General features: G+C 51.7%; 27 protein-coding genes and 2 tRNA genes. 15 read left to right on the top strand and 14 right to left on the bottom strand.

All coding sequences use genetic code 11. The annotated features are described in order from the left end of the window. Positions 1–13: 13 nt before the first annotated feature. From folP to ACQ66Q_RS20735, 15 genes are all read left to right on the top strand, one after another. Positions 14–853 carry a dihydropteroate synthase gene (folP, locus tag ACQ66Q_RS20665; protein ID WP_430458496.1) on the top strand — a complete coding sequence of 280 codons (840 nt, stop codon included), beginning with the start codon at positions 14–16 and terminating at the stop codon, positions 851–853. Next, positions 853–2,187 carry a phosphoglucosamine mutase gene (glmM, locus tag ACQ66Q_RS20670; RefSeq protein WP_430458497.1) on the top strand — a complete coding sequence of 445 codons (1,335 nt, stop codon included), beginning with the start codon at positions 853–855 and terminating at the stop codon, positions 2,185–2,187. Before folP ends, glmM begins: the two co-directional genes overlap by 1 nt. Positions 2,188–2,371: 184 nt before the next feature. Then, positions 2,372–3,112: a triose-phosphate isomerase gene (gene tpiA, locus ACQ66Q_RS20675; protein ID WP_430458498.1), complete on the top strand. Its 741-nt coding sequence runs from the start codon at positions 2,372–2,374 to the stop codon at positions 3,110–3,112. Then, positions 3,112–3,459 (top strand): preprotein translocase subunit SecG, encoded by a 348-nt coding sequence (secG, locus tag ACQ66Q_RS20680; protein ID WP_430458499.1) that lies wholly within the window; start codon positions 3,112–3,114, stop codon positions 3,457–3,459. Before tpiA ends, secG begins: the two co-directional genes overlap by 1 nt. A gap of 25 nt (positions 3,460–3,484) precedes the next feature. Beyond that, a tRNA-Leu gene (locus ACQ66Q_RS20685) sits at positions 3,485–3,568 on the top strand. 119 nt (positions 3,569–3,687) lie between these two features. Then, a tRNA-Met gene (locus ACQ66Q_RS20690) sits at positions 3,688–3,764 on the top strand. Between the two features lie 214 nt (positions 3,765–3,978). After that, a complete protein-coding gene (gene rimP, locus ACQ66Q_RS20695) occupies positions 3,979–4,434 on the top strand; it encodes a ribosome maturation factor RimP (RefSeq protein WP_208930634.1) in 456 nt (151 codons plus the stop codon). A 31-nt stretch (positions 4,435–4,465) separates the two neighbouring features. After that, complete coding sequence (gene nusA / locus ACQ66Q_RS20700) at positions 4,466–5,962, top strand: transcription termination factor NusA (protein WP_430458500.1); 1,497 nt, start codon at positions 4,466–4,468, stop codon at positions 5,960–5,962. A gap of 24 nt (positions 5,963–5,986) precedes the next feature. Then, positions 5,987–8,659: a translation initiation factor IF-2 gene (gene infB, locus ACQ66Q_RS20705; protein ID WP_430458501.1), complete on the top strand. Its 2,673-nt coding sequence runs from the start codon at positions 5,987–5,989 to the stop codon at positions 8,657–8,659. Positions 8,660–8,736: 77 nt separating this feature from the next. Further along, entirely contained in the window at positions 8,737–9,171 is a 435-nt protein-coding gene (gene rbfA, locus ACQ66Q_RS20710; protein WP_430458502.1) for a 30S ribosome-binding factor RbfA, read from the top strand. Positions 9,172–9,173: 2 nt separating this feature from the next. Continuing rightward, on the top strand, positions 9,174–10,100 hold the full coding sequence (gene truB / locus ACQ66Q_RS20715; RefSeq protein ID WP_430458503.1) for a tRNA pseudouridine(55) synthase TruB: 927 nt from the start codon (positions 9,174–9,176) through the stop codon (positions 10,098–10,100). 106 nt (positions 10,101–10,206) lie between these two features. Beyond that, a complete protein-coding gene (gene rpsO, locus ACQ66Q_RS20720) occupies positions 10,207–10,476 on the top strand; it encodes a 30S ribosomal protein S15 (protein WP_208930639.1) in 270 nt (89 codons plus the stop codon). Between the two features lie 264 nt (positions 10,477–10,740). Further along, positions 10,741–12,864, top strand: a complete 2,124-nt coding sequence (pnp, locus tag ACQ66Q_RS20725) for a polyribonucleotide nucleotidyltransferase (protein WP_430458504.1) — start codon at positions 10,741–10,743, stop codon at positions 12,862–12,864. Then, positions 12,845–13,798, top strand: coding sequence for a lipoprotein NlpI (nlpI, locus tag ACQ66Q_RS20730; RefSeq protein WP_430458505.1), 954 nt, complete (start codon positions 12,845–12,847; stop codon positions 13,796–13,798). The genes pnp and nlpI overlap by 20 nt, the downstream gene beginning before the upstream one ends. Beyond that, positions 13,788–14,942, top strand: a complete 1,155-nt coding sequence (locus ACQ66Q_RS20735) for a hypothetical protein (RefSeq protein WP_430458506.1) — start codon at positions 13,788–13,790, stop codon at positions 14,940–14,942. Before nlpI ends, ACQ66Q_RS20735 begins: the two co-directional genes overlap by 11 nt. Here the strand turns inward: ACQ66Q_RS20735 and ACQ66Q_RS20740 are convergent. The 14 genes from ACQ66Q_RS20740 to ACQ66Q_RS20805 all read right to left on the bottom strand — a co-directional run. Continuing rightward, entirely contained in the window at positions 14,923–15,276 is a 354-nt protein-coding gene (locus ACQ66Q_RS20740; RefSeq protein ID WP_377241211.1) for a PilZ domain-containing protein, read from the bottom strand. The two genes, ACQ66Q_RS20735 and ACQ66Q_RS20740, sit on opposite strands and share 20 nt — an antisense overlap. 104 nt (positions 15,277–15,380) lie before the next feature. Continuing rightward, positions 15,381–16,346, bottom strand: a complete 966-nt coding sequence (gene lipA, locus ACQ66Q_RS20745) for a lipoyl synthase (protein WP_430458507.1) — start codon at positions 16,344–16,346, stop codon at positions 15,381–15,383. 5 nt (positions 16,347–16,351) lie between these two features. Then, a complete protein-coding gene (gene lipB / locus ACQ66Q_RS20750; protein WP_430458508.1) occupies positions 16,352–16,999 on the bottom strand; it encodes a lipoyl(octanoyl) transferase LipB in 648 nt (215 codons plus the stop codon). 84 nt (positions 17,000–17,083) lie between these two features. After that, positions 17,084–17,365: a DUF493 family protein YbeD gene (ybeD, locus tag ACQ66Q_RS20755; protein WP_377241215.1), complete on the bottom strand. Its 282-nt coding sequence runs from the start codon at positions 17,363–17,365 to the stop codon at positions 17,084–17,086. Positions 17,366–17,476: 111 nt separating this feature from the next. Continuing rightward, the gene (locus tag ACQ66Q_RS20760; protein WP_430458509.1) at positions 17,477–18,634 is read right to left on the bottom strand and encodes a serine hydrolase; all 1,158 of its coding nucleotides are present in this window, start codon (positions 18,632–18,634) and stop codon (positions 17,477–17,479) included. Between the two features lie 45 nt (positions 18,635–18,679). Next, positions 18,680–19,756 (bottom strand): septal ring lytic transglycosylase RlpA family protein, encoded by a 1,077-nt coding sequence (locus ACQ66Q_RS20765; protein WP_430458510.1) that lies wholly within the window; start codon positions 19,754–19,756, stop codon positions 18,680–18,682. Further along, complete coding sequence (gene rodA / locus ACQ66Q_RS20770; RefSeq protein WP_430458511.1) at positions 19,753–20,868, bottom strand: rod shape-determining protein RodA; 1,116 nt, start codon at positions 20,866–20,868, stop codon at positions 19,753–19,755. Before rodA ends, ACQ66Q_RS20765 begins: the two co-directional genes overlap by 4 nt. Further along, the gene (gene mrdA / locus ACQ66Q_RS20775; protein ID WP_430458512.1) at positions 20,865–23,102 is read right to left on the bottom strand and encodes a penicillin-binding protein 2; all 2,238 of its coding nucleotides are present in this window, start codon (positions 23,100–23,102) and stop codon (positions 20,865–20,867) included. Before mrdA ends, rodA begins: the two co-directional genes overlap by 4 nt. Positions 23,103–23,105: 3 nt before the next feature. Further along, the gene (rlmH, locus tag ACQ66Q_RS20780; protein WP_430458513.1) at positions 23,106–23,576 is read right to left on the bottom strand and encodes a 23S rRNA (pseudouridine(1915)-N(3))-methyltransferase RlmH; all 471 of its coding nucleotides are present in this window, start codon (positions 23,574–23,576) and stop codon (positions 23,106–23,108) included. Positions 23,577–23,579: 3 nt separating this feature from the next. Then, a complete protein-coding gene (gene rsfS, locus ACQ66Q_RS20785) occupies positions 23,580–23,900 on the bottom strand; it encodes a ribosome silencing factor (protein ID WP_208930651.1) in 321 nt (106 codons plus the stop codon). 98 nt (positions 23,901–23,998) lie between these two features. Beyond that, positions 23,999–24,637 carry a nicotinate-nucleotide adenylyltransferase gene (gene nadD, locus ACQ66Q_RS20790; protein ID WP_430458514.1) on the bottom strand — a complete coding sequence of 213 codons (639 nt, stop codon included), beginning with the start codon at positions 24,635–24,637 and terminating at the stop codon, positions 23,999–24,001. A 4-nt stretch (positions 24,638–24,641) separates the two neighbouring features. Continuing rightward, positions 24,642–25,682 (bottom strand): DNA polymerase III subunit delta, encoded by a 1,041-nt coding sequence (holA, locus tag ACQ66Q_RS20795; protein ID WP_430458515.1) that lies wholly within the window; start codon positions 25,680–25,682, stop codon positions 24,642–24,644. Between the two features lie 3 nt (positions 25,683–25,685). After that, positions 25,686–26,162, bottom strand: coding sequence for an LPS assembly lipoprotein LptE (lptE, locus tag ACQ66Q_RS20800; protein WP_430458516.1), 477 nt, complete (start codon positions 26,160–26,162; stop codon positions 25,686–25,688). After that, positions 26,162–26,802 (bottom strand): class I tRNA ligase family protein (locus tag ACQ66Q_RS20805; protein ID WP_430458517.1); only part of this gene is annotated, 641 nt, incomplete at its 5' end. The genes ACQ66Q_RS20805 and lptE, both read right to left, overlap by 1 nt.

Genomic DNA, 26,802 nt, shown 5'->3' on the forward strand with positions numbered 1-26,802 from the left:
GTTTGGAGTCTCAATGGAATTATTATTACCCCGCCAGCGCCGGCTGGATTTGCGGCAAAGCCGACTGATGGCGATCCTCAATGTGACACCTGATTCTTTCTCTGATGGTGGCTGTTTCACCGGAGAAACTGCGTGTCTGGCGCGTGTGGCTGAATTGATCGCCAGCGGCGCTGAGATTATTGATATCGGCGGTGAGTCAACCCGGCCGGGCGCGGAAGATGTGTGTCTCGATGATGAGCTTCAGCGGGTGATCCCGGTGATTGAAGCGATACGTCGTCGGTTTCCTGATGTGATTATATCGGTGGACACCAGCAAAGCCGAAGTGATGCGACAGGCTGCATCGGCAGGGGCAGACATGATCAACGATGTGCGCGCTCTGCAGGAACCTGGGGCGCTTGAGGTTGCTGTAACCAGCCAGCTGCCAGTCTGTCTGATGCATATGCAAGGGCAGCCGCGTTCGATGCAACATCAACCGGACTATGACCAGGTGGTCGCCGAGGTCTTGGATTGGTTGCTCCATCGTGCACAGCAATGTGAAGCTGCGGGCATCGCGTCCTCACAGATTATGCTGGACCCGGGATTTGGTTTTGGTAAGAGTCTCAGTCACAACTATCAGCTGTTGGCAGCATTGCCGGAATTTGTTGCCACCGGCTATCCGGTATTGGCAGGAATGTCACGTAAGTCGATGATTGGACAACTACTTAAGCGTGATGTATCAGAACGTTTGGCAGGTAGTATTGCCTGTGCCACAATAGCCGCTATGCAAGGGGCACAGATCATTCGTGTCCATGATGTCAAAGAAACGGCAGATGCATTAGCCATTGTTGCCGCGACCAAATCTGGAGTCATTTAATGAGCAGGAAGTTTTTTGGAACTGATGGTGTACGTGGCCGTGTTGGCGAGTTTCCAATCACACCGGAATTTGCAATGAAATTGGGCTGGGCTGCGGGGCGTGTCCTTTCGCAGCGCGGTACCCACAAAGTATTAATTGGTAAAGATACGCGGATCTCCGGATATTTACTGGAAACTGCACTGGAAGCCGGGTTGATCTCGGCAGGTATCGACGTACGACTGCTTGGACCAATGCCAACGCCGGCTGTCTCTTATCTGACTCATACCTTCCGTGCCGAAGCTGGTATCGTGATCAGCGCATCACACAATCCGTACTACGACAACGGGATTAAATTTTTCTCCGGCGATGGCAGCAAGCTTGCCGATGAGATTGAGCTGGCGATAGAAGCTGAGCTGGAACAGCCTATGGTTTGTGAGTCGTCAGAAAAGCTCGGTAAAGCCCAGCGGATCGAAGATGCTTCCGGACGTTATATCGAATTCTGCAAAAGCCACTTGCCAAACCACATGTCGCTCAGTGGTTACAAAATCGTTTTGGACTGTGCCAATGGCGCGACCTATCACATTGCACCGAACGTGTTTCGCGAACTTGGTGCTGACGTACATACCATTGCCTGTACCCCGAACGGTCTGAATATTAATGAAAAGTGCGGTGCGACTCACACCGATGAGCTGCAAAAGGCGGTGGTGGAACTTGGTGCAGATTTAGGCATCGCATACGACGGTGACGGCGATCGCGTCATGATGGTCGATCATCTGGGTCGGCAGATTGATGGTGATGAAATTATTTATATGATTGCCCGTTCAGCCAAACAACGCGGTCGTTTGACCGGTGGGGTGGTCGGTACGCTGATGAGCAATATGGGCCTTGAGCTGGCATTGGCCGAACTTGATATCCCCTTTGTGCGCAGTAAAGTCGGTGATCGCTACGTGATGGAATTGCTGCAGGAAAAAGGCTGGCGTATTGGCGGCGAAAATTCAGGTCATGTGATAAATCTCGATCATACCGGCACCGGCGATGGCATTGTTGCATCACTGCAAGTACTCGCATCGATGATGGATACTAATCTGAGTCTGGCTGAATTAAGCCACGGCATGACTAAATTGCCTCAGGTGCTGGTGAATGTGAAGTTTGAAAAAGGCTCGGCGCCGCTCGACAACATGCATGTGAAAGAAGTGATTGCCAAAGTTGAAGCTGAATTGCATGGTCAGGGCCGGGTTTTAATCCGCAAATCCGGCACTGAGCCGTTGATTCGTGTAATGGTCGAAGGAAGAGAACAGGACCAGGTACAGGAATATGCCGAGCGGATCGCCGCAGCAGTGAAGTTAGCAAGCTGATCACTGAGTCTAAAATCGTAAATTTCCTGCGGTGAAATTGTCAGGTCCGCTGCAGGAATTGCAGGATCAGGTGCGACAGAACAAAAGCCGGAAAAATACCTGTAAACAGGTTTTTTTCCGGCTTTGTCTTGTCTGCAGCGGCGAGGTTCGTTAAGATCGCGCCGGCTTAAACAGGGGAGTCCGCATGACATTTCGCCGTCCGCTTATCGCTGCAAACTGGAAAATGAATGGGAACCGTGAGTTGGTGCAGGCCACTGCTACGATGTTGCAAAGTATCGAATGCCCGCATGAAATTCTGATCTGTCCTCCTGTAATCTTTCTGTCTGACTTTCCAAAATCAACTAATTATTGCCTGGGCGCTCAAAATACCAGCAGTGAGAAGGCCGGTGCCTTCACAGGTGAAATCAGTGCTGATATGATTCGCGCCGTTGGGGCCGATTATGTCATTCTCGGTCACAGCGAGCGCCGAAGTTTATTCGGTGAAACTGATGCGACGGTCTTGCTGAAAGCTCAGCAGGCGATTGCAGCAGGGGTTACGCCAATTATTTGTTTTGGCGAGACTTTATCCGAAAGGCAGCAAGAAAAAACCATGTGGGTTCTTGCACAGCATTTGGATGCAGTGTATGCTGCGCACCCTGATTTGTTGGCCCAGACTGTTATCGCTTACGAACCAATTTGGGCGATAGGCTCAGGCCTGACAGCAACGCCTGAGCAAGCACAGCAAGTGCATGCATTCATCAGGCAACACCTGGCGCGCATTGACCAACATGCCGCAGCGCAGGTCAGAATTTTATACGGTGGCAGTGTTAACGCTGAAAATTGGCAAACACTGTTTAGCCAGCCAGACATTGATGGTGCTCTGGTCGGTGGCGCCAGTTTAAAACCAGCAGAGTTTGCTGCAATTTGCCAGATGGCAAAGGAATAATGATGTACGAAATTATTATCGTATTATACGCAATCGTCGCGCTGGCAATTATCGGTCTGGTTTTAATCCAGCATGGTAAAGGCGCAGACATGGGCGCTTCATTTGGCGCCGGTGCTTCGGCAACAATTTTTGGTTCAGCAGGTCGCGGTAATTTCCTGACTCGCTCAACCAGTATTCTGGCAGTGTTATTTTTTGTGTTAAGCCTGATTTTAGGTAACTACAACACGTCGCACATCCAGAAAAAATCTGAGTTTGAAAATATCGCTGCGCCAGCTGCTGCAGAAACCGCACCAGCCAAGCCAGAAGAGAAGAAAGAAGCTTCAAAAGATATTCCGGTCGGTAATTAATCTACCGGAAGTCCCTCTGAATAATGCCGAGATGGTGAAATTGGTATACACGCTACCTTGAGGTGGTAGTGCCCTAGGCATGCGGGTTCGAGTCCCGCTCTCGGCACCAATTCTTGATATTGCTGTGGATAGAGTACAGCAATGTTGCAGTAAGACTCTGAGGTCAACTGCCAAAACAATATGTTGCGATACAGTGGTCACCACTATATAATGCACGCCAGTTACGGACGCGGGATGGAGCAGCCTGGTAGCTCGTCGGGCTCATAACCCGAAGGTCGTCGGTTCAAATCCGGCTCCCGCAACCACTTTCACCGACAATGATAATTTCAGCTTGAAAACATCATTGTCGCGAACCGCAAGTGTTAACTTCCAGTTCGCAACCAGATTTAAAACGGGATTGGCGATATCCTGTTTTACCGGTGTAAAGTCGCCCCGATCTGTCGGGGCGTTTTTATATCTGGGGTAACGTTGTACTACTATTCTGGGCTATATGCCCTTTTTTTATTTCCGGAGGTCTCTTTGACTAAACAAGAACAGCGTTTAACTGAGCTGTTGGCACCCACAGTTGCAGCCAATGGCTTTGAACTGCTGGGCATCGAGTTCATGGCGGCAGGGCGGCATTCCACCTTGCGCTTATTTATTGATCATCCGGACGGGGTTAATGTTGACCACTGTGCGTTGATCAGCCGTGAAGTCAGCGCCATCCTTGATGTCGAAGACCCAATTCCTAACGAATACAATCTGGAGGTTTCATCTCCGGGTTTGGATCGTCCTTTGTTTACGCTGGCACATTTTGCCAAAGTTGTCGGACAAAAAATTGAAGTCAAACTGGCCATCCCACAAGATGGCCGTCGTCGTTTCAAAGGGATCCTAAATGCGATTGAAGATGACATGCTAGTCATCGAAGTGGATGGCAAACCATATCGTTTGCTTATGGATAATGTAGAGAAAGCAAACGTAGTTCCGGTGTTCTGAGTAGAACCGCGGCTCTAGTGAGGCATAAATCATGGCAAAAGAAATACTATTAGTTGTTGATGCGGTTTCAAACGAGAAATCGGTTCCGCGGGAAAAGATCTTCCAGGCGCTTGAATTTGCGCTGGCTGCAGCTACCAAAAAGAAAAATGAAGGCGATATTGAAGTTCGTGTTTCGATTGACCGCAAGACTGGCTCTTATGAAACATTCCGTCGCTGGTTGGTGATCCCGGACGACCAGGTGCAGGAACACCCGTTCCGCGAAATGACTTTGTCTGCGGCGCAGTATGACGAACCAGAGTTAAATGTCGGCGATTATGTCGAAGAGCAAATTGACTCGATTCAATTCGACCGTATCACTACGCAGATGGCCAAACAGGTTATCGTGCAAAAAGTTCGTGAAGCAGAACGTTCTCAGGTTGTTGAAGCTTATATTGATCAGGTCGGTGAGCTCGTTACCGGCGTGGTCAAAAAAGTAAACCGTGAAAGTGTGATTGTCGACCTTGGCAACAACGCAGAAGCGATGTTAGCCCGTGAAGAGATGATCCCACGCGAAACTTTCCGTCCTGGTGACCGCATCCGTGCTTTGCTGTATGCAGTGAATCCGGAAGCCCGCGGTGCCCAGCTGTTCTTAAGCCGGACCCGTCCGGAAATGCTCATCGAGCTGTTCCGCATTGAAGTGCCGGAAATCGGCGAAGAAATGATTGAAATTCGCGGCGCAGCCCGTGACCCGGGTTCACGCGCCAAAATCGCAGTGAAAACCAACGACCGCCGGATCGACCCGGTTGGCGCTTGCGTTGGTATGCGTGGTTCACGTGTTCAGGCTGTGTCTGGTGAATTAGGTGGCGAGCGCGTGGACATCGTGTTGTACGATGATAACTCCGCACAATATGTCATCAATGCCATGGCGCCTGCTGAAGTGGCATCAATCATTGTTGATGAAGATGCCCATGCCATGGATATCGCTGTTGAAGATTCAAATCTGCCGATGGCGATTGGCCGTGCCGGTCAAAACGTGCGTCTGGCCAGTCAGCTGACACAGTGGGAACTGAACGTGATGTCAGTGTCTGACATGAAGAAGAAACACCAGGAAGAGACATCTAAAGTTCTCAGCGTCTTTATGGATGCGCTGGAAATCGACGAAGATTTCGCGTCAATTCTGGTCGACGAAGGTTTCTCTACGCTGGAAGAAGTTGCATATGTGCCAGTGTCTGAGTTGCTGAGTATCGATGGTCTGGACGAAGACACCGTCGAAGAGTTACGTAAGCGCGCCAAAGCTGTATTGACGACCCGCGCGCTGGCCAGTGAAGAATCACTGGAAGGTTCACAGCCAAGTGAAGCGCTGCAGAATCTGGAAGGAATGGAGACCCACACCGCTTATGTTCTGGCCAGTAAAGGTGTGGTTTCGCTCGATGATCTGGCCGAATTAGGTGTCGATGATTTGATTGAAATTGAAAAAATGGCAGAAGAAAAAGCTGCTGCATTAATTATGGCTGCGCGCAATATCGTTTGGTTTAGCGAGCAGAACTGATAGGTCAACGGAGGAAACTATTACATGGCAGATGTCACGATAGAAAAACTGGCCAGTGATGTGGGAACGACTGTTGATCGGTTGGTTCAACAATTTGCTGATGCAGGCATTGCAAAGCAGTCTGGTCAGATGGTCAGCGAAGATGAGAAAAAATCTTTGCTTGAGCACCTGAGTAAACAACATGGTGGTGCCAGCAGCGAGCCGTCACGGCTGACGCTGAAGCGCAAAGAAAAGTCAACGTTGAGCGTAAGCGGCGGCGCAGGTCGCAACCGCGAAATTCAGGTTGAAGTGCGCAAGCAAAAAACCTATGTCAAACGCCCGATCCTTGATGAAGCTGCATTAAAAGCCGAAGAAGAAGCGCGTCTGGCCGAAGAAAAAGCGAAAGAAGAAGCGCGTCTGGAAGCAGAACGTCAGGCCGCTGAAAAACGCGCCCGCGACGAAGCGGAACGTAAAGCCGAAGCGGAACGTAAAGCAGCAGATGCTAAACGCCGTGAAGCAGAACGCGCTCAGCTGGCAAAAGATGACCCGGAAGAAGCGGCACGTCGCACGGCAAAAGAAGAAGCCAAACGCGAAGCTGAGCGGATTATCGCGCAGCAAGACGCAGAGCGTCTGCGCAAGCTGGAACTGGATGCACAGCGTCAGGCTGAAGAGGCCCGTCGTCTGGCAGAAGAAAACGCAGAACGTTGGTCGCAAGAAGCTGCGCCAGCGGTTGAAGTCGGTGACTACCACCTGACCAGCAACGTTTTCGCCAAACAGGCTGAAGACGAAGAGGATTCACGCGATGAGCGTGGTGGTCGTCGTCATGGCAAAAAAGCGCCAGTGGGCAAAGCCAAGAAAAAAGACGATGCGGACGATAAAGACGCCTTTAACCGCGCCAATCGCCACAAGAAAAAGAAAACCCCAACCAGCATGCAGCATGGTTTTAATAAGCCAGCTCAGCCGGTGGAGCGTGAAGTGAAGATTGGTGAAACGATCACTGTAGCCGAACTGGCTGCCAAGATGGCTGTGAAAGCATCTGAAGTCATCAAAGTGATGATGAAAATGGGCGCTATGGCGACTATTAACCAGGTGATCGACCAGGAAACTGCCGCTATCGTCTGTGAAGAGATGGGCCATAAGTTTACGCTGACTCGTGAAAACGAGCTGGAAGAAACAGTGATGGCTGATCGCGAGGGCGAAGGTGCGCAGGAACATCGTGCGCCGGTCGTGACTGTAATGGGTCACGTTGACCACGGTAAAACGTCATTGCTTGACTACATTCGTAAAGCGAAAGTGGCTGCAGGCGAAGCCGGTGGTATCACCCAGCATATCGGTGCTTACCACGTCGAAACCGACCGTGGCATGATCACCTTCCTTGATACGCCAGGTCACGCGGCATTTACTTCGATGCGTGCCCGTGGTGCTAAAGCGACAGATATCGTGGTGCTGGTGGTTGCTGCCGATGACGGCGTGATGCCACAAACCAAAGAAGCAATTCAGCATGCGAAAGCAGCCGGTGTGCCAATCGTGGTTGCAGTGAACAAAATTGATAAACCAGATGCAGATCCGGACCGTGTGCGTAACGAATTGTCGCAATATGGCGTGATTTCGGAAGAATGGGGCGGCGATACCCAGTTCGTGCAGGTTTCTGCAAAAACGGGCTTAGGTATTGATGACCTGTTGGAATCATTGCTGGTGCAGTCTGAATTGTTGGAACTGACAGCAGTTCGTGAAGGCATGGCGCGTGGTGTTGTCATCGAATCGCGTCTGGATAAAGGCCGCGGTCCAGTTGCGTCTATCCTGGTACAGGAAGGCACGCTGAGCCAGGGCGATATCGTGCTCTGTGGTCTGGAATATGGCCGTGTCCGTGCGATGCGCGACGAAAATGGTCAGGACGTGAAAGAAGCTGGTCCGTCAATCCCGGTCGAAATTCTGGGTCTGTCTGGCGTTCCGTCTGCGGGTGATGAAGTGACAGTGGTCCGTGACGAGCGTAAAGCCCGTGAAGTAGCCCTGTACCGTCAGGGTAAATTCCGCGACGTCAAACTGGCACGTCAGCAAAAAGCCAAGCTGGAAAACATGTTTGCCAACATGACCGAAGGCGATGTGGCCGAGCTGAACATCGTACTGAAAGCTGACGTACAGGGTTCTGTCGAAGCGATCAGCGAATCGCTGTCACGTCTGTCTACAGATGAAGTGAAGATCCGCATCATCGGTAGTGGTGTTGGTGGTATCACCGAAACTGACGCCACACTGGCTGCAGCGTCTTCAGCCATCGTGATCGGCTTCAACGTTCGTGCCGAGGCCAATGCCCGCAAGATCATCGAAGACGAAGCGCTGGATTTACGCTACTACAGCATCATTTATGAACTGTTAGACGAAGTCAGAGCGGCAATGACCGGTATGCTGGCACCTGAGTTCAAGCAGCAGATCATCGGTCTGGCGCAGGTTCGCGACGTGTTCCGCTCACCTAAATTCGGTGCCGTTGCTGGTTGTATGGTCACCGAAGGTATCGTCAAGCGCAACGCACCAATTCGTGTACTGCGTGACAACGTGGTGATCTTCGAAGGCGAACTGGAATCACTGCGTCGCTTCAAAGATGACGTCTCGGAAGTCCGCAACGGCTTCGAGTGTGGTATCGGCGTGAAGAACTACAATGATGTGCGTGAAGGCGACCAAATCGAAGTTTTCGAAGTGGTTCAGGTTGAACGTACACTGTAATTGATTGAGTTAACAGAAATTATTGAATGAAGCAGGGGCCAGCGGCCCCTGTTTGTTTCTGATTTCAGGTGAGAATTATGGCAAAAGAATTTAGCCGGGTTGACCGGCTCGCCCAGCAGATGCAGCAAGAAATGGCGCTGATTCTGCAACGGGAAATCAAAGATCCACGCTTACATACCATGATCACTGTGTCTGATGTGGACGTGTCAAAAGACTTATCGCACGCCAAAGTCTATGTGACTTTCCTTGGTCTGGAAGCCGATAAGGTAAAACAAAACCTCGACATTCTGAATGATGCCAGTGGTTTTATCCGCAGTCTGATCGCGAAGCGGATCCAGGCGCGTATCGTCCCAACGGTGCGTTTCTACTTTGACAAGTCATTGGATGAAGGCATCCGGATGGCGAATCTGGTTGAAAATGTGCGGAAAAGTGACGAGCAGAAACGCGTTGCAGCAGGCCAGGAGCTGGACCCAAGACCAGGTGCTGAGACCAAGTCAGACGAAGAAGAATAACCATGGCGCGTCGTATCGTTGATGGCATTCTGCTGTTAGACAAACCGCTGGAAGTGTCCAGTAACGGTATCTTACAGCGGGTGCGCTGGTTATTTCAGGCGGAGAAAGCCGGTCATACCGGCGCCTTAGATCCACTGGCGTCTGGCTTGTTGCCGATCTGTTTTGGTGAAGCGACTAAATTCAGCCAGTTTCTGCTGGATACTGACAAGACCTATGAAGTCAGTGCGCGTTTTGGTGTGCGTACCGACACGTCAGATGCTGCCGGTGAAGTAATTAGCCAAAAGCCGGTTAACTTTGAACTGGATCAGCTGCAGGCTGCGGTTGCAAACATGCGCGGTCCACAGCTGCAGGTGCCAACGATGTTTTCGGCGCTGAAGTATCAGGGCCAGCCGCTATACAAATATGCGCGGCAGGGCATCACGGTGCCGCGCGAAGCTCGGCCTATCAACATCTTCCGGTTTGATTTGCTCGACTTTGACGGTCAGGATGCGCGTTTTATCGTGCACTGCAGCAAAGGCACTTATATTCGTACGCTGATCGATGATTTGGGTGAGACTCTGGGGAGCGGCGCTTATGTCACCGCACTGCGCCGTACTCATGTCGGCCCGTTTCAGGCCAGTCAGATGTTGACGGACGAATTTTTGGCGCCGCTTAATCAGGTGCAGGATTGGGCGGGTCTCGATGCTTTGTTGTTGCCGATGGACTATGCCCTGGCCGGTTTGCCCCGCTTAACGCTGGATTTGGCTGCGGTCAAACGTTTGCGGCATGGCCAGACAGTGTTGTTGACCCCGGCATTGCTTGAGTTACTGCCGGTGGGACCGAGTGATGCAATCGCCCTTTATGACGAAAGTCAGGCGTTTATTGGCGTCGGTATGCAAGACGGCGCTGAGCTTAAAGTCCGTCGCCTGTTGAACACGGCAAATAGCTGAGATAATCCTTGTACATAGAGCGCGCTGTGTTAGAATGCGCGCTCATTTTTGGTTGTAGGCTGGATTAGTGCCTGGCTGCAATCGTATTAATATCCTGGAGGATACTATGTCACTAACTACTGCTGAAAAAGCAAAAATTCTGGCTGATTTCGGTGCAAACGCAGCTGATTCAGGTTCTACTGAAGTTCAGGTTGCTCTGCTGACTGGTTCTATCGCCAAGCTGCAACCACACTTCGCTGAACACAAACACGACTTCCACTCACGTCGTGGTCTGCTGCGGATGGTTTCTCAGCGTCGTAAGCTGCTGGACTACCTGAAGCGTTCAGACTCTGCACGTTACGCTGCACTGATCGAGCGTTTAGGTCTGCGTCGTTAACCGACCAAACCAATAAAAAGGGGCTTCTAGCCCCTTTTTGTATTTTAGCGCCACTGAAAATCGACTGAGCTGTTGCCTAAATTAGCTTCTCCACATCAAGACTATAACCCCTCGGTTTTTTCCGGCCGCCTTCTGGCGCCGACCTATCTTTTTTCATGCTTAAACAGCTATACTGTGCCGCGCATTATCGAGCCAAAAATACACCGCGTAAAAGGCCCATCAGGCGCCCTCATCCACGCGTACAAGACAAAGGAAAAATATCAAGTGAATCCTATCGTAAAATCATTCCAGTTTGGTCAGCATACTGTCACCTTAGAAACAGGCGTTATTGCCCGTCAGGCTGACGGTGCCGTATTAGCCAGCATGGGCGACACCGCAGTGCTGGTGACAGTTGTAGGTAAAAGAGAACCAAAACCAGGTCAGGACTTCTTCCCGCTGACCGTAAACTATCAGGAAAAGATGTATGCTGCCGGTCGTATTCCAGGTGGCTTCTTCAAACGTGAAGGCCGTCCAAGCGAAGGCGAAACCTTAACTTCACGCCTGATTGACCGCCCAATCCGTCCATTATTCCCTGAAGGCTTCACGAACGAAGTTCAGGTTATCGCGACTGTTGTTTCTGTTGAGCCGGACATCCAGCCGGACATCATCTCTCTGCTTGGTACTTCTGCTGCACTGGCCATTTCTGGTATTCCGTTCAGCGGCCCGCTGGGCGCTGCCCGCGTTGGTTACATCAATGACCAGTACGTACTGAACCCATCAGAAACCGATCTGAAATCAAGTAAACTGGATCTGGTTGTTGCCGGTACTGCCAATGCAGTACTGATGGTTGAATCTGAAGCCGAAGTGCTGTCAGAAGACGTGATGTTAGGCGCAGTGGTTTATGGTCATGACCAAATGCAAATCGCCATCAAAGCCATCGCTGAGTTTGCCGCAGAAGCAGCAAAACCGGCTTGGAACTGGGTTGCAAAACCAACAAATGACGCACTGATCAGCAAAATTGAAACGCTGTCGACTGCCGCTGTGGGCGAAGCGTACCGTATTACTGAAAAAGCAAAACGTTACGAGCGTATCGGCGCGATCAAAGCTGAAGTGTTCGCCAAAATCAAAGCTGAACTGGCTGAAGGCGAAAGTTTCAATGAAACTGAAGCTGGCGACATCTTCCACAATCTGGAATCAAAAATTGTTCGTAGCCGTATCATCGCCGGCGAGCCACGCATCGATGGTCGTGACAACGAAATGATCCGTGGTTTATCTGTGATGACTGGCTTACTGCCACGCACACACGGTTCTGCACTGTTTACCCGTGGTGAGACGCAGGCACTGGTGACCTGTACTTTAGGTACTGCCCGTGATGCGCAGACAGTAGACGATCTGCTGTCAGACAAAACCGACAACTTCCTGTTCCACTACAACTTCCCTCCGTTCTCAGTTGGCGAAACCGGCATGGTCGGTTCACCAAAACGCCGTGAAATCGGTCATGGCCGTCTGGCGAAACGTGGTGTTGCTGCAGTGATGCCAGACTTCGAAAAATTCCCGTACACAGTACGGATGGTGTCTGAAATCACTGAATCAAACGGTTCAAGCTCAATGGCATCAGTTTGTGGTTCTTCTCTGGCTCTGATGGATGCTGGTGTACCAATCAAAGCGTCTGTCGCGGGTATCGCGATGGGTCTGGTTAAAGAAGGCGACAACTTTGTAGTGCTGTCAGACATCCTCGGTGACGAAGACCACCTGGGCGACATGGACTTCAAAGTGGCTGGTACTACCGCTGGTATCACTGCACTGCAGATGGATATCAAGATCGAAGGTATCACCAAAGAAATCATGCAGATCGCACTGAAACAAGCCAAAGCCGCCCGTATCCATATTCTGGGCGTCATGGATTCAGCGATCAGCACGCATCGCTCAGAGCTGTCTGAGCACGCACCACGCATCTATACCTTACACATCAACCCGGAGAAAATCCGTGATGTGATCGGTAAAGGTGGCGCGGTGATCCGTCAGATCACTGAAGAATCAGGCACGACTATCGAAATCGAAGATGATGGTACCGTGAAAATTGCTGCAACCAACAGCGCGGCTGCTGGTATCGCTATCGCAAAAATCGAAGCGATTACTGCTGAGATTGAAGTCGGTGCGATTTATGATGGTGAAGTGGTGCGCATTGTTGATTTCGGTGCCTTCGTCAACGTATTACCGGGTAAAGATGGTCTGGTTCACATTTCACAAATCTCTGATGAGCGCGTGAACAATGTGGCAGAACACCTGCAACTGGGTCAGAAAGTCAAAGTGAAGGTTCTGGAAGTAGACAAACAAGGCCGTGTCCGTCTGTCTATCAAAGAAGCCAACAGCAAAGCGGGCGAAGCCCATGCCGAAGCAGTTAACTAAGCTGCTGCTGGCGCCACTACTGCTTGCTGCAGTAGTGGCATTGCCTGCCTGCCAACTGGTGCCAAAAGCGCCAGTTGGTATCCTCGTTGAAGATCCGCTTGAACCAGAACCTCTTGCTGCACCATTTCGCACTGAAATCGCGGTCGCCCGCATCAGCGAAATGTTACAAAATGCCAAACTGTCTGAGCCTGAACGTGCCCGCCTGCATTATGATCGCGGAGTAATGTACGACAGCGTCGGCTTGTCGGCGTTAGCGCGTTATGATTTTATGCGTGCGCTGCGTTTACAGCCAGATATGGCGGATGCCTATAATTTTATTGGGATCCAGCATACAGTCAGCGGTGATTTTGAGCAGGCCTACGATGCGTTTGATTCGGTTTTAGAGCTGGAACCTAAGTATCAGTATGCCTACCTGAATCGCGGCATTGCGTTGCAATATGATGGCAAGCTGGCACTGGCAATCAATGATTTCCAACAGTTTCAGGCAATGAAACCGGACGATCCATATCGCAGTCTGTGGTTGTATCTGGCACAGGTCGAACAGTCAGCCCCGCAGGCGCTGGAAACTCTGACTAAACATCAGAGCGCTTTGGATAAAAAAGCCTGGTCGTCGCAGATTGTGGCGTTTTACCTCGGTCAAATCAGCGAGGCTGATCTGTTAAAAGCAGCCAGTACCGATGTCACAGAACCGCGGCAATTGGCTGAACAACTGTGTGAAGTGTACTTTTATCTGGCGCGTTGGCATGGCCTGAAGCAAAACCCGACGCAGGCAGTGGCTTATTACAAAAAGTCATTGGCAACCAATGTCTACGAGTTTGTTGAACATCGTTATGCCCGGCTGGAGATGACGCGGTTGCGTCAGGCCGTGGTCGAACAGGCAGATGATCATCAACATGAGCCTGCAGACCCGCAGGACAGTGGTCATGCGCACTAGTCAGGCGCTGTCACAACAAAAAGGCCGGCTTGCTGGCTTTTTTTTATTGCTGTTAACTGCCTGTCAGCCCAACGAGACAGTTGTGCCTGGAGCCCTGGAGTTCGCCAAAGCGCAGCAGGCGATAGAGGCGCAGCTGCCGATTAAGGCTGGAGAACACCTTGCGGTGGCAATTCAGCAGGGCCACCCAGATGCTGCAATACAATGGCTGCGGCTGACGCAACCTGAGCAAGGTCCGCTGCAGCAGTATCAGCAACTACAGCAATGGCGTCAGCAGCCGCCAGATCCAGATTCTGCTGCGGTATTGGGACTTTGGCAGCAACCGGGCCTGGCAGCGCCACAGCTTTCGCCGGAGCCAGTTGCTTCGCATTGCCAGCTGCACATCCAGCCGGTACTGACCTCAGCCTCGGCCATCAGTCATTGGCAGCGGTTTCGGCAAGACTGGCCTACCTCTGCATTTGCCAAGTTATCCCTATGTTTTCTGCCGCCAGCTTTTGTCGATAGCCGGGCGTTGCAATGTTCTGAGCATGCAGGCAGTCGAATTCAGTGCGATGCTCAGGTGTTGCAGGGGATTGTCAGCAGAGGCAGCGCGCAGCTGCTGATGGTCGTTGGCGGACGCGGCAATGCTAGTTTTAACAATGGTTGGCTGCAATTGCCGGAGAATTTCACGCCAGCTCTATTTCGCCACGAATTCAGTCATGCCTTGGGCTTTTTGGATGAATATGCGTTACCGGCATCTGTGGCTGCAGCGGAATGCCTGCGGACAGATTTGACGCCGAATATTCTGTTTAACGCCGCTGATATGGCGCGATATGCCGACTATTGGCAACTCACCGGCGAGCAGTTACGTTTAACGCCGGTCGCTACCTGTGACGCTGTAAATCGGCGGGCATTCCGCGTGATTGAGGCGGATAGTCACATGCAACACTTTGAATTGCCGGTACCGGATCTTTACATCAGATTGATGCAGCAACAATTGCAACAACCGCAACAGGTGATGCCTGTACAGTATTATTTTGCTGCACTTGCACGCCAGCGGCAGGACATGGTGAGTTGGCGACAACTGATGCAGCAGGCTGCCGCATTTGGCTATCCGGCCGCACTAGAGGGGCTGACCGCGGCAGGGCTTAGTTCGACAGCTCGTTGAGTTCACGACTTAACAATTCAGCGTCGCCAAGATTCAGTTCAAGTAACCGCCGCAGGTGGCTGGCACTTTCAATATCAATACGCTCGCAGCGCAGCCCGATGGTGGTGGGGTGCAAATGTGCGATGCTGACATCCATTTCTAACACTAATTCGGACTGATCTAACTGAAATTGTAGTTGGGCATGCTCACCAACCAGCCCCTGAAATTCAGCAGGGCGTTGGATCAACGCGCCTTTTAACGACAGATCTGTCACTTGCGTGAAGAAATTCTGCCCCTGAAAACGCAGGGTCGCCTGATTGCTAAATAAAATACGGCTGAACTTACGGTTGTCCATGACAGCTCCTTGAGAAACTTTAAGAGCATAAGCTCTTTTGCTGAAAAAAAACAGGCTGTTGCGACACAGCCTGTTTCGGATCAACGCAGAAATACTAATCAGTATTAACTGATGTCTTCGCCGGCGGCCTGACGGTCAGCATGGTAGCTGGACCGGACAAAGGGGCCGGCGGCAACATGTTTAAAACCAAGTTCAAAACCGATCCGTTTGATTTCATCAAATTCTTCCGGTGGCATGTAACGTTTGACCGGCAGGTGATGTTTGCTCGGTTGCAGATATTGACCTACCGTCAGCATATCAACATTATGGGCTCGTAAGTCTTTCATCACTTCGATGATTTCTTCGGTGGTTTCACCGAGGCCAACCATCAGACCTGATTTGGTCGACACTTCCGGATGCGCTTCTTTATAGCGACGTAACAGCTCCAGCGACCATTTGTAGTCAGCACCCGGCCGCGCCAGTTTGTAAAGTCGCGGAGCAGTTTCCAGATTGTGGTTAAACACGTCTGGCGGTGTTTGGGTCAGGATGTCCAGTGCAGTATCCATGCGGCCGCGGAAATCCGGTACCAGCACTTCAATTTTTATTGCCGGCGTTTCACGGCGGATGGCGCTGATACAATCGGCAAAATGCTGAGCGCCACCATCACGCAGGTCATCGCGGTCAACCGAGGTGATCACGACATATTTCAGCTTCATATCTTTGATGGTCAGCGCCAGCTTTTCCGGCTCTTCGGCGCTCGGTGGCAGCGGACGGCCATGTGCAACGTCACAAAACGGGCAACGACGGGTACAAATGGCGCCGAGGATCATAAAAGTCGCGGTGCCATGGTTAAAGCATTCAGTTAAATTCGGGCAGGACGCTTCTTCACAGACAGAGTGCAGGCCGTGCTTACGCAGTGCGCCTTTGATTTCGTCGATGCGTTCAGAACTTTTCGGTAATTTGATTTTCAGCCAGGACGGCTTCCGCAGCATTTCTGCTGGTTCCGTTGGCAATACTTTTACCGGAATTAACGCCATTTTGTCAGCATCACGCAGCTTGACGCCTGGTTCCATACGGGCAGTTTTGGTCATCTGTACTAAAACCCTGTTATTTCCTGAAATTCACTGACATCCAGCAGCTTTACCAGCTGTGCGGTCAGTTGTTGTTTTGCCTGCAGCATGCTGACAGGTCCGCCCAAATCTTTGCTTTGTACCATTTGCATGCCGGCATAACCACAAGGATTAATCCGGGAGAATGGCGACAGATCCATATCGACGTTCAGCGCCAAACCATGAAAGGTACAGCCTTTACGTACGCGCAGGCCTAATGAGGCCACTTTTTTTTCATCAACATAGACACCGGGCGCGTCACTCTTGGCATAGGCGTTGACCTGATTGGCCGCCAGCGTATCAATAATGCTTTGTTCAATCAGGTTCACCAGATGGCGGACACCCAGATTGCGACGTTTGATATTTAACAGCACATAGGCGACCAGCTGTCCCGGGCCGTGATAAGTCACCTGACCACCGCGATCCACCTGGACCACCGGAATGTCACCGGGAAACAGCAGATGCTCAGCTTTGCCAGCCTGGCCTTGAGTGAATACGGGCGGATGTTCCAGCAACCAGATCTCATCGATAGTGCTGTCATCACGCTGATCAGTAAATTGCTGCATCCGTTGCCAGGTCGAGGTGTAATCGACCTGACCCAAATCACGGATGATCAGCGCAGCAGAACCGGGCAATATGCATTCCTCAGCTGAAATCGTCAAAACAGAGACGGCGACATTATACGGAGTGTGTCGCCGGGCGCGAGCATTACCCCACGGTTACATGACATAGCGGACCAGTTCGAGCCGGCCAAGTTCGGTATATAGCAGCTCGATATGGTCTTTGTCCCGCACAGTCACTGAGACCGATACTGAATGGTAATTGCCTTTACTGGATGGTTTGATCGTTGGGGCATAGTCATTGGCACCGGCATGTTGCTGCAGGGCAGCAATGACCTGCGTCACTAAGTCTTCGTGCGCCACACCCAGAACCTTAAACGTAAAGGCACAAGGAAACTCCAGATATTCGTCAAATTTGGTATCTTTCACCACTGTGACCATTGCATACCTCCGCGAAGCTGTGTTGCACAGCAAAAAAACCGGGCCTTATTCTAACAAAAAGTCCCGGGCCGTGCCGGGACTTTCTGCATAACGCTGTTGTCGAGACAGCGTTTATTGCAGCTGCATCTTCACATAATCGACGAGGCGGCCGAAAATACCTGCCTGTTCAATATCTTCCAGCGCCACCAGCGGATATTCAGCAATATCTGCTTCGTTGAGTTTCAGGTAAACAGTGCCGACCACCTGGCCTTTGGCGATAGGCGCGACCAACTGTTGGCTCAATTTAAAATCGGCTTTGATGTTTTTACGCTGGCCACGTTGTAAGGTGATCGGCGTTTCAGACAAGACACCCAGGCTGATCATTTCTTTGCTGCCTTGCCAGACCCGTTGCGAAGCAAATTCTTCACCTGCTTTATATGGCGAGAAAGTTTCGAAGAAACGGAAGCCATAGGTCAGCAGTTTTTTGTTTTCGGCTTCGCGGGTTTTGGCACTGTCGGTACCCATTACGACAGAAATCAGTCGCATGCCGTCTTTGGTGGCAGAGGTAACCAGACTATAGCCAGCTTCAGAAGTGTGACCGGTTTTAATGCCGTCAACGTTCAGACTCTTGTCCCACAGCAGACCATTGCGGTTATATTGCTTGATGCCGTTAAACACATATTCTTTTTCCGCATAGATTTTGTATTCTTCCGGCACGTCGCGGATTAAGGCCACGGATAATTTTGCCATATCACGTGGTGTTGTTTTCAGCTCCGGGTCCGGGTAACCGTGTGAGTTGGTGAAATGTGAATTTTCCATGCCAAGACGTTTAGCGTGTGCGTTCATCAGCTCAGCGAATGCGCCTTCAGTACCGGCGATATGTTCAGCCATCGCCACACAGGCATCGTTACCGGACTGGATAATAATGCCGCGGTTTAACTCTTCCACTGAAATGGTTTTACCGACTTCGATAAACATCTTTGATGAGTCGGTATATTTTTTCGCCCAGGCATTTTCGCTGATCGTGACCTGATCAGTCGGCTTGACGTTGCCATTTTTAATTTCAGTGCCGATGACATAGCTTGTCATCATTTTAGTCAGACTTGCTGGCGCTAAGGATGCATCAGCATTGCCTTCTGCCAATACCTTACCGGTATGAAAATCAATCAGGATATAACCTTTTGCATTAACTTCCGGCGCGGTAGGTGTGATCTGCACGGCCTGGCTGTACGCAAAAAAACTAAAGCAGCTCAGGCTGCTGGCAAGTAAAAGACGACGATACTGATTCATGAGACTCTTTCTTATTGTGCTAACAGGTTAATTTTATTCGACTTTTCAGCCACATAAGCTTTTATTGGTGAAATATGCATTTGGATATTCACCGGAACGCACAGTGTCCAGTACATGCTGTGCATTGTTTTGTAACGGACCGGCCAGCAGCCGGAACAAGCCATTCACTGTTTCAATCGCTGTAGGTACGGACAACTGCTGCTGCAATTCGTTCCCGAGCCGCTGCACTTTGGCTTTGTCGCTGCTGGCGAGCAGCTGGATATAGCAGCCTTCGGCACTTGAGGCCGTAGCAAGCTGCGGGCGGCTCGCTGCTGAATTGCGCGCCTGAGCCGGTATGTTTCGGGTTGGTGTGACTTGGCTAGGGGCGCGTGGTGCTGTGACAGTGGCTGTCCCGGCCGGGTTGTAAGGCCGCTCGACAAATTCATTGCTGCTACGGCTCGGGCGTTCGCTGGGGGTCACCGGCTGGTATGGAATATCCGGCAATTTGGCAATTGGGGTGGCGAAACTTTCCTGCGATGCCATCGCCGGTGACGAGATTAATTCCAGCTTGACCCGACCGGTACCACCCGGAAATATGCCCAGTTTGTACGCTGCAGAATAAGACAAATCGATAATACGGTTGTCATGAAATGGCCCGCGATCATTGACCCGCACAATAGCCGTCCGGTAATTGTCGAGGTTGGTCACCCGCACATAAGATGGCAGTGGCAGGGTTTTATGCGCCGCGGTCATCGAAAATACATTATAAACTTCGCCGTTTGACGTCAAATGGCCATGGAACTTACTGCCATACCAGCTTGCGACACCTTCTTCTTCGTACTGCAGAATATCGGTGCGTGGTGAGTAATTCACGCCATAAATATTGTATGGTTTATTGCCGCCGCGGCTTAAGCCTTCGACCGTAGGCTCCGGGTCACGCAGTTCATCTTCAGTTGGTAAACGCAGTGGAATACTGTCTTTGTCCTGCGAATAACGGCCAGCGTTCGGATCCATATTGTCACGCAGGCCTGAGTCTGATTGCTCTGGTGCGCTGGAACAGGCACTGATTAATACCGCAAACGCAATGACGGAGAATTTTTTGCCGGCACAGGGCAGGGAGAAAATAACAGGGCTGTATTTCATGATTGTTTTGCTAACATCCGTTTGTGGGTACTGATCGACATCAGAATGCCAAAGCCGGCCAATAAAGTAACCATCGATGTGCCGCCGTAACTAATGAGCGGTAAAGGCACACCAACCACCGGCAGGATACCAGATACCATACCGATATTGACAAACACATAGACAAAAAACGTCAGGGTGATACTGCCGGCGAGAAACTTACTGTAGTTGTCCTGCGCCTGGCTGGCGATCACCAGGCCGCGTCCGAGAATAAACAGGTAAATCGCCAGCAGGGCCAGTACCCCCATCAGACCAAACTCTTCGGAATAAACCGCAAAAATAAAGTCGGTATGGCGTTCCGGCAAAAATTCCAGCTGTGATTGAGTACCGTGCAACCAGCCTTTTCCTTCAATTCCGCCGGAACCGATAGCGATTTTTGATTGGATGATCTGAAAACCTTTACCGAGAGGATCGCGTTCTTCGTCGAGTAGTGTTAACACGCGCTGGCGCTGGTAATCATGCATCAAAAAATTCCACAGAATCGGAATAAAGCCGGCGATTAGCGCCGCAATCACACCGATGATCTTCCAGCTCATGCCGCTTAAAAAAATCACGAAGACCCCGGCGACACAGACCAGGATCGAAGTACCGAGATCCGGTTGTTTTGCAATCAGCAACGTCGGCACCAGACAGATGGCAAATCCAACCAAAATATCGCGGATCCGTGGTGGGATCGGTTGATTCCCCATGTACCAGGCGACGGCCATTGGTACTGCCAGTTTCATCACTTCGGAGGGTTGGAATTTAGTAAAACCAAGGTCGAGCCAGCGGGTGGAACCTTTGGCGGTATAGCCAAACAACTCGACCAGCACCAGCATCACAACACCGGCAGAATACAGCGGTACTGACCAGTGCTGATAGGTTTTGGGGTTAATCTGGGCCAGTGCAAACATCACAATCAGGGCGAAACCAAGTCGTGCCGCTTGCTGTTCCAGTTTGATCAGGTCCTGGCCGTCAGCGCTGTACAGTGTGATCAGACCCAGGATCGTTGCGCACAGCAAACCAATCAGCAAGGGTAAATCAATGTGCCAGCGCTGCAGGCGGTTGCTGCTGGTTTCCGCGAAACTATTCATAGACCGCCTCCGGTTGGAGTAGCGGCGTTATTGCCGCCATTCTGCTGTCGGTTCTGCTGACCATTTTGTTGGGTTTCATCGTCCAGCTGCGGTGCCGGTAAATTTTCCGGCTCCGGTGTGACGATCACCGGTGCGGCATTTTGTGGCTGACCACGCGCCGGTACGTTGTCGGTGTTGGTTTCCGCCGCTGCTGCCGGAATTGTCGGTGTTGTTGGGCTCGATGGCGCCGTAGTTGCTTTGATCGCTGCCCGCTCTTTTTCCGCTTTCTCCTGTGCGGCCTGTTCGGCATAACGCTGTTCACGTGCAACCATCGCCAGCGCACGCTCGGTCTGCATTTTTTGCACGGTCGCGCGGTCTGGTAACTGCGGTGTGTTGTATTGCTCGGAGAAATAGTAGTCCATCAGCTGTCGTGCTACAGGCGCAGCATTGGTGCCACCGCCGCCACTGGCGACGTTTTCAACAATGACTGAAATGACAATTTCCGGTTTGTCGTGCGGCGCATAACCGACAAACAATGCATTATCACGATGACGTTCATTGATGTTGGTGGCTTTATATTTCACGCCGGCGGCGATATTAATTACCTGCGCCGTGCCGGTTTTACCACCCACGGTGTAAGGGACGCCGATAAAAGCGCCGCGTGCGGTACCGCCTTCCTGATGTGCCGTGCGGTACATAGCGTCGCGGGCGATCGCCCAGTTCTGCGGGTTGACCACTTCAATCACCTGTTGCAATGGCATTAACAACGACGTCTGGCTGGTGCTGTTACGAAAGCTCTCACCCAAGCGCGGTGTGATACGGGCGCCATCGTTAATCAGTGTCGCTGTGGTCAGTGCAATTTGTAGCGGGGTGGATTGCCAGTAACCCTGACCAATACCGATATTGATGGTATCACCCGGGCCCCAGTTTTGTTTGCGCCGGACTTTTTTCCACTCGCGGCTAGGCATCAGACCGGCGGTTTCTTCGCCGATATCAATGCCAGACAAATGGCCATAACCGGCTTTTTGCATAAAGTCAGAAATACGGTCGACGCCCATTTTGTAGGCGAGGTCGTAGAAATAGGTATCACAGCTTTTGATAATGCCGGTGTACACGTCGACATAACCATGGCCATATTTGACATGGTCGCGCCATGGGCGGCTGACTTTAGGTAAACGATAAAATCCCGGATCGGGGACGCGGGTATGCTCGGTGACGATGCCAGCTTCCAGACCTGCTACTGCCATCAGCGGTTTGACTGTCGATGCCGGTGGGTAAACGCCTTGGGTCATCCGGTTGACCAGCGGGCGGTCAGGAGAATTCAGGAGCATGCGGTAATCCTTGCCGCTAATGCCATGAACAAATAAATTCGGGTTATAAGATGGGTTGGAATAAAACGCCAGAATGCCGCCAGTGCGCGGGTCAAGTGCGACAATAGCGCCGCGGTTTTCACCCAGCGCTTCCTGCGCTTTTAATTGCAGACCTAAATCCAGTGTCAGATACAGGTCATCGCCCGAAACGGCGGGTTGTTCGCGCAATGTGCGGATCACCCGGCCGCGGTTGTTCACTTCCACTTCCTGAAAACCGACGGTGCCGTGTAGCTGGGGTTCGTAGTAACGTTCAATACCGATTTTGCCCATATCGCGGGTGGCGGCATAGTTTGGGCTCAGGCCGTCTTCTTCGATTTTCTTAAATTCTTTATCGTTAATTTTACCGATATAACCCAGCGCATGCGTCAGCAAGTCACCGTACGGATAATGGCGGGTTAAGCGTGCTTCAAGGGTCACGCCTTTGAGTTTGTGCAGGTGCACGGCAAGACGCGCAACTTCCTGCTCACTCAGCAGTTCTTTCAGCGCGATACTTTTAAAGCGGCGCTGTGCTTTAACTTCTTTAAAAAAGTCAGCTTTTTGCTCCGGCGTGATGTCGATAATGGCGGCAATTTGTTCCACGGCGGCTGCCAGATCCGGTACTTGTTCCGGCACCAGTTCCACCGAGTGCACCGGTGCGTTTTCTGCCAGTAAAGTGCCACGCCGGTCGAAAATCATGCCACGGTTGGGTGATAGCGGCACCAGTTTGATGCGGTTGCCGTCGGCGCGGGTGGAATACTCTTCGTAACGCACCACCTGCAGGTTATACAGATTCGCGATCAGGATGCCAAAGCACAGCAGGATAAAACCAAAAGCAAACAAGGCCCGGCGATTAAACAGCAGGGTTTCAAACGCCAGATCGGCGATGGCAATACGGGATTTACGCATCCGTTACTCGCGATGATAAGGATGGTTAGTACTGATACTCCAGGCGCGGTACAGGCTCTCTGCCAATACCACCCGAACCAGCGGATGTGGCAAAGTCAAAGCAGATAATGACCACTTGCCTTCACTGGCTGCGATACAGGCTGGCGCCAGGCCTTCAGGCCCACCGACCAGCAAACAAACATCACGGCCATCGAGCTGCCATTGCACCAGTTTTTGCGACAGTTGTGGGCTGGACCAATATCCGCCTTCGACTTCCAGCGTAATGATGCGGGCGCCTTTGGGCACGGCTGCCAGCATTTTTTCGCCTTCGAGATCCAGAATTCGTTTGATGTCGGCATTTTTGCCGCGTTTGCCGGCAGCTATTTCGATCAGCTCAAGCGGCATATCACGTGGGAAACGCCGGGCATATTCTTCAAAGCCGGTGGTTACCCAGGCCGGCATTTTGGTACCAACGGCAATCAGCATCAGCTTCATTGATCAGGCCGCCCAGAGTTTTTCCAATTGATAAAACTGACGGGATTCTTCTTGCATCACATGCACCACCACGTCACCCAAATCAATCAGTACCCATTCACCACCGCGGTCGCCTTCGGTGCCGATGATATGCAAGCCAGCTTTGCGTGCTTCATTGACCAGATAGCCGGCGACAGAGCGGGTGTGGCGGTTTGAAGTGCCGGAACAGATCACCATATATTCGGTTTCTGACGATTTGCCTTTGACGTCGAGTTGGATGATATCGCGGCCTTTCATGTCGTCGAGTTTGTCGACCACAAAGGCGACTAATTGGTGGCTGTGCACAGAGCGGAGTCCTTCAGTTGCTAACACTGCATGTTAACAGTTTCTGCCGGTCAAACCAAAGCGGCGAAGCCGGCTTTGTGCCGGCTTTTGCGCAATTTTTACTTTGGATACAGACCATGTTGGCGGATGTATGCCTGCACTGCTGAAATTTGCAGCGCCGCTGGGGCCTGACCGCTGCGAATCGCCGTCGCGGAGGCATCAACCGGCGGATTGGGCAGCAGTAAAATATGGCCGCAACCGATGTGTTTTAACTGGGCAAAACTGGCCGCACCAAACTGTTGCAACAACACTGGTGCATCACCATCTGCGCTGCTGTAACCGGGTCTGGCTAACACCAATAAATGGCAAAGCGCCAGAATCTCGCGCCAGCGGTGCCAGCGCGTCAGATAGGCCAGTGAATCCATGCCGATGACAAAGCACAAGATATCGCCGGGATATTGTCGCTGAAGTTGTTCCAGCGTATCGACGGTGTAAGACGGTGTATGCCGTGATAACTCTAGTAAATTCAGCTGCAGCTGCGGATAAGGTGCGATGGCCAGGCGCACCATTTCGGCGCGGTGCAGACTACTGCTTGGCGAGTCGCGATGCGACGGTAAATGACAAGGCAGCAGATCCAGGCTATCGAGCTGACAATACTGCTGCACAAATAACGCCGACTGCAGGTGGCCCTGATGAATAGGGTCAAAAGTACCGCCGTAAAAGCCACGGAGTTTGGGCGATGGGGCAGGCGTTGCCATCGTCTTAGTCCCCGGCTATCAGTTGCTGTAGTGCAAAGACTTTGGGCACTGGTTTGATAAACAGCGTCACCAGATGCGCCAGTGCAGTTTCGGTGTGGGTCAACTGACCGGATTTAAAACCGCGGTCAAAGGTCTGCAGTTCCTGCAGTAAAAAATGCAACCAGTTCGGTGACAGCCTCAGCAGCGCCTGCTGATAAAGCGGCTGGCGCTTCGGCCAGATGCCATATTTTTTATACTGTTCATCACCAACCTGGCCGGCCTGTTGCAGCGCCAGTAAGGTAGTGGCTTCTTTTTGCAGTTGCCAGGCGATAATCACCGGCTCTGTATCTTGCTGTAGCAGCCGATCTAACCGGTGTAGTGCTTCTTCGCCTTGACCAGCCAGCAACGCGTCGACCAGCTGAAAGACGGTGAAATGCGATTGGTCTGCCAGATATTGTTGTAAAAACGCGCCATCGAGCCATTGGCCTTGTGCTGTAAGCGCCAGTTTTTCCAGCTCTTGCCGCGCTGCCAGTAAGTTGCCGGCGGCATGGTGTTGCAGTAATTGCAGCGCGTCAGTTTGCAGTTTCAGACCTAGTTGCTGCGCCCGCTCTTTCAGCCAGCGCATAAACTGCTGGTCATCCAGCGGATAAAACTGCACCTGCACGCCTTGTTCTGACAAGGTCTTAAACCAGCTGGTTTTACTGAATTCACCGCTGTTGCGGGCGCCATGCAGCACCAGACAAATGTCCGGATGCAGCATGGCCGGGATTTTTTTCAGCTGGTCTTGTTGTGCCGGGGTAATTTTACTGCTGCCAAGATCCAGTTCAACCAGCTTGCGATCAGAGAACAAAGACAGACTATTAAATTCGCCAAACAGGCTGTCCCAGTCGAGTTGGGCTTCGAGCAGATAACTTTGCCGCTCAGTGAACCCCTGCGCTTTGGCCGCGCGGCGGATCTCGTCGAGGCTTTCCAGTTTTTGCAGCGGTTCTTCCCCAAATACCAGATAAACAGTGGCCAGCTGTTTTTTTATGCTGGCCGCCAGTTGATTGGCATAGAGTTTTTGCATGGCTTACAGCCGGCCGAACTGACGGATAATGCGGGCGACCGCCTGCGAGCGCAGCTCGGTCAACATCAGATCCAGTTCTTTTGATTTCGCCAGCGCGCGGGACGGGTCGTCCTGATAATCACGGTACAACTCAATCTGATACGGCCGCGGCTCTTGCCCCGGCAATATCAGTTGGTAATTCACTTTATAAATCAGTTCATACTCCGCGACCTGACCGTTTGGAAACAACGACAGGGTACGACGCTGCAGACTGTCTGAATCCAGCACAAAAATAGCTGCGGTAGCGTCTGAACTGTCCAGCAGTTTGACTTGATTGCGTTCTAGCTGCGTGCCTAATTGCTGCAGCAGTTCTGAATGCTTGTCGCCTTGCAGGTACACCGCCGGATATTTTTCCAGCGGTAATGAACCCCGCAACTGAAAGCCGCAGCTGCTGAGCAACAGGCTCAGCAGCATCAGCGCAGACAGACGCCAGCCGCGCATCAGCCGACCACCAGGCTCAGCAGTTTACCCGGCACGTAGACGACCTTTTTCAGTTCGACGCCTTCTAAGTACTTTTGCACTATGTCTTCGGCCATCGCGAGCGCCAGCACGTCGTCCTGCGTTGCATCAAGCGCGACTGTGACTTTGCTGCGCACTTTACCGTTGATCTGTACTACTACCAGCTTGGCATCTTCTACCAATGCAGATTCGTCCAGCACCGGCCAGCCGCTATGTTCCAGCTCAGTGCTATGGCCCAGCGTTTTCCACAGATATTGCGATAAATGCGGGGTGATTGGGTTCAGCAGTTGCAGCACGGCGATGATGGCTTCAGCCAGTACGGCTTTGTCCTGCTCGGTCTCAGTCGCGGCTTTTTGCAGTTTATTCATCAACTCCATGATGGCGGCAACTGCGGTGTTGAAGGTGTAACGACGACCGAGGTCGTCGGTTACTTTGGCAATAGTTTTGTGCAGTTCACGGCGCAGCGTTTTCTGGTCGGCGTTTAATGCGGATTTATCCAGCGCAGCAAGTTGGTTGTCAATCGGACCAAACGCGTTAAATTCATTGACCAACGTCCAGACCCGGCGCAGGAAACGCATTGCGCCTTCCACGGCTGAATCTTGCCATTCCAGCGTTTGTTCCG

Origin of the sequence: Rheinheimera sp. (assembly GCF_965283995.1) — a bacterium.
Classification (GTDB): Bacteria; Pseudomonadota; Gammaproteobacteria; order Enterobacterales; family Alteromonadaceae; genus Pararheinheimera.

Coding starts and splice junctions, on each gene's coding strand:
- folP (WP_430458496.1), top strand. CDS start 14: ATGGAATTATTATTACCCCGCCAGCGCCGGCTGGATTTGCGGCAAAGC.
- glmM (WP_430458497.1), top strand. CDS start 853: ATGAGCAGGAAGTTTTTTGGAACTGATGGTGTACGTGGCCGTGTTGGC.
- tpiA (WP_430458498.1), top strand. CDS start 2,372: ATGACATTTCGCCGTCCGCTTATCGCTGCAAACTGGAAAATGAATGGG.
- secG (WP_430458499.1), top strand. CDS start 3,112: ATGATGTACGAAATTATTATCGTATTATACGCAATCGTCGCGCTGGCA.
- nusA (WP_430458500.1), top strand. CDS start 4,466: ATGGCAAAAGAAATACTATTAGTTGTTGATGCGGTTTCAAACGAGAAA.
- infB (WP_430458501.1), top strand. CDS start 5,987: ATGGCAGATGTCACGATAGAAAAACTGGCCAGTGATGTGGGAACGACT.
- rbfA (WP_430458502.1), top strand. CDS start 8,737: ATGGCAAAAGAATTTAGCCGGGTTGACCGGCTCGCCCAGCAGATGCAG.
- truB (WP_430458503.1), top strand. CDS start 9,174: ATGGCGCGTCGTATCGTTGATGGCATTCTGCTGTTAGACAAACCGCTG.
- rpsO (WP_208930639.1), top strand. CDS start 10,207: ATGTCACTAACTACTGCTGAAAAAGCAAAAATTCTGGCTGATTTCGGT.
- nlpI (WP_430458505.1), top strand. CDS start 12,845: ATGCCGAAGCAGTTAACTAAGCTGCTGCTGGCGCCACTACTGCTTGCT.
- ACQ66Q_RS20735 (WP_430458506.1), top strand. CDS start 13,788: ATGCGCACTAGTCAGGCGCTGTCACAACAAAAAGGCCGGCTTGCTGGC.
- ACQ66Q_RS20740 (WP_377241211.1), bottom strand. CDS start 15,276: ATGGACAACCGTAAGTTCAGCCGTATTTTATTTAGCAATCAGGCGACC.
- lipA (WP_430458507.1), bottom strand. CDS start 16,346: ATGACCAAAACTGCCCGTATGGAACCAGGCGTCAAGCTGCGTGATGCT.
- ybeD (WP_377241215.1), bottom strand. CDS start 17,365: ATGGTCACAGTGGTGAAAGATACCAAATTTGACGAATATCTGGAGTTT.
- ACQ66Q_RS20760 (WP_430458509.1), bottom strand. CDS start 18,634: ATGAATCAGTATCGTCGTCTTTTACTTGCCAGCAGCCTGAGCTGCTTT.
- ACQ66Q_RS20765 (WP_430458510.1), bottom strand. CDS start 19,756: ATGAAATACAGCCCTGTTATTTTCTCCCTGCCCTGTGCCGGCAAAAAA.
- rodA (WP_430458511.1), bottom strand. CDS start 20,868: ATGAATAGTTTCGCGGAAACCAGCAGCAACCGCCTGCAGCGCTGGCAC.
- mrdA (WP_430458512.1), bottom strand. CDS start 23,102: ATGCGTAAATCCCGTATTGCCATCGCCGATCTGGCGTTTGAAACCCTG.
- rlmH (WP_430458513.1), bottom strand. CDS start 23,576: ATGAAGCTGATGCTGATTGCCGTTGGTACCAAAATGCCGGCCTGGGTA.
- nadD (WP_430458514.1), bottom strand. CDS start 24,637: ATGGCAACGCCTGCCCCATCGCCCAAACTCCGTGGCTTTTACGGCGGT.
- holA (WP_430458515.1), bottom strand. CDS start 25,682: ATGCAAAAACTCTATGCCAATCAACTGGCGGCCAGCATAAAAAAACAG.
- lptE (WP_430458516.1), bottom strand. CDS start 26,162: ATGCGCGGCTGGCGTCTGTCTGCGCTGATGCTGCTGAGCCTGTTGCTC.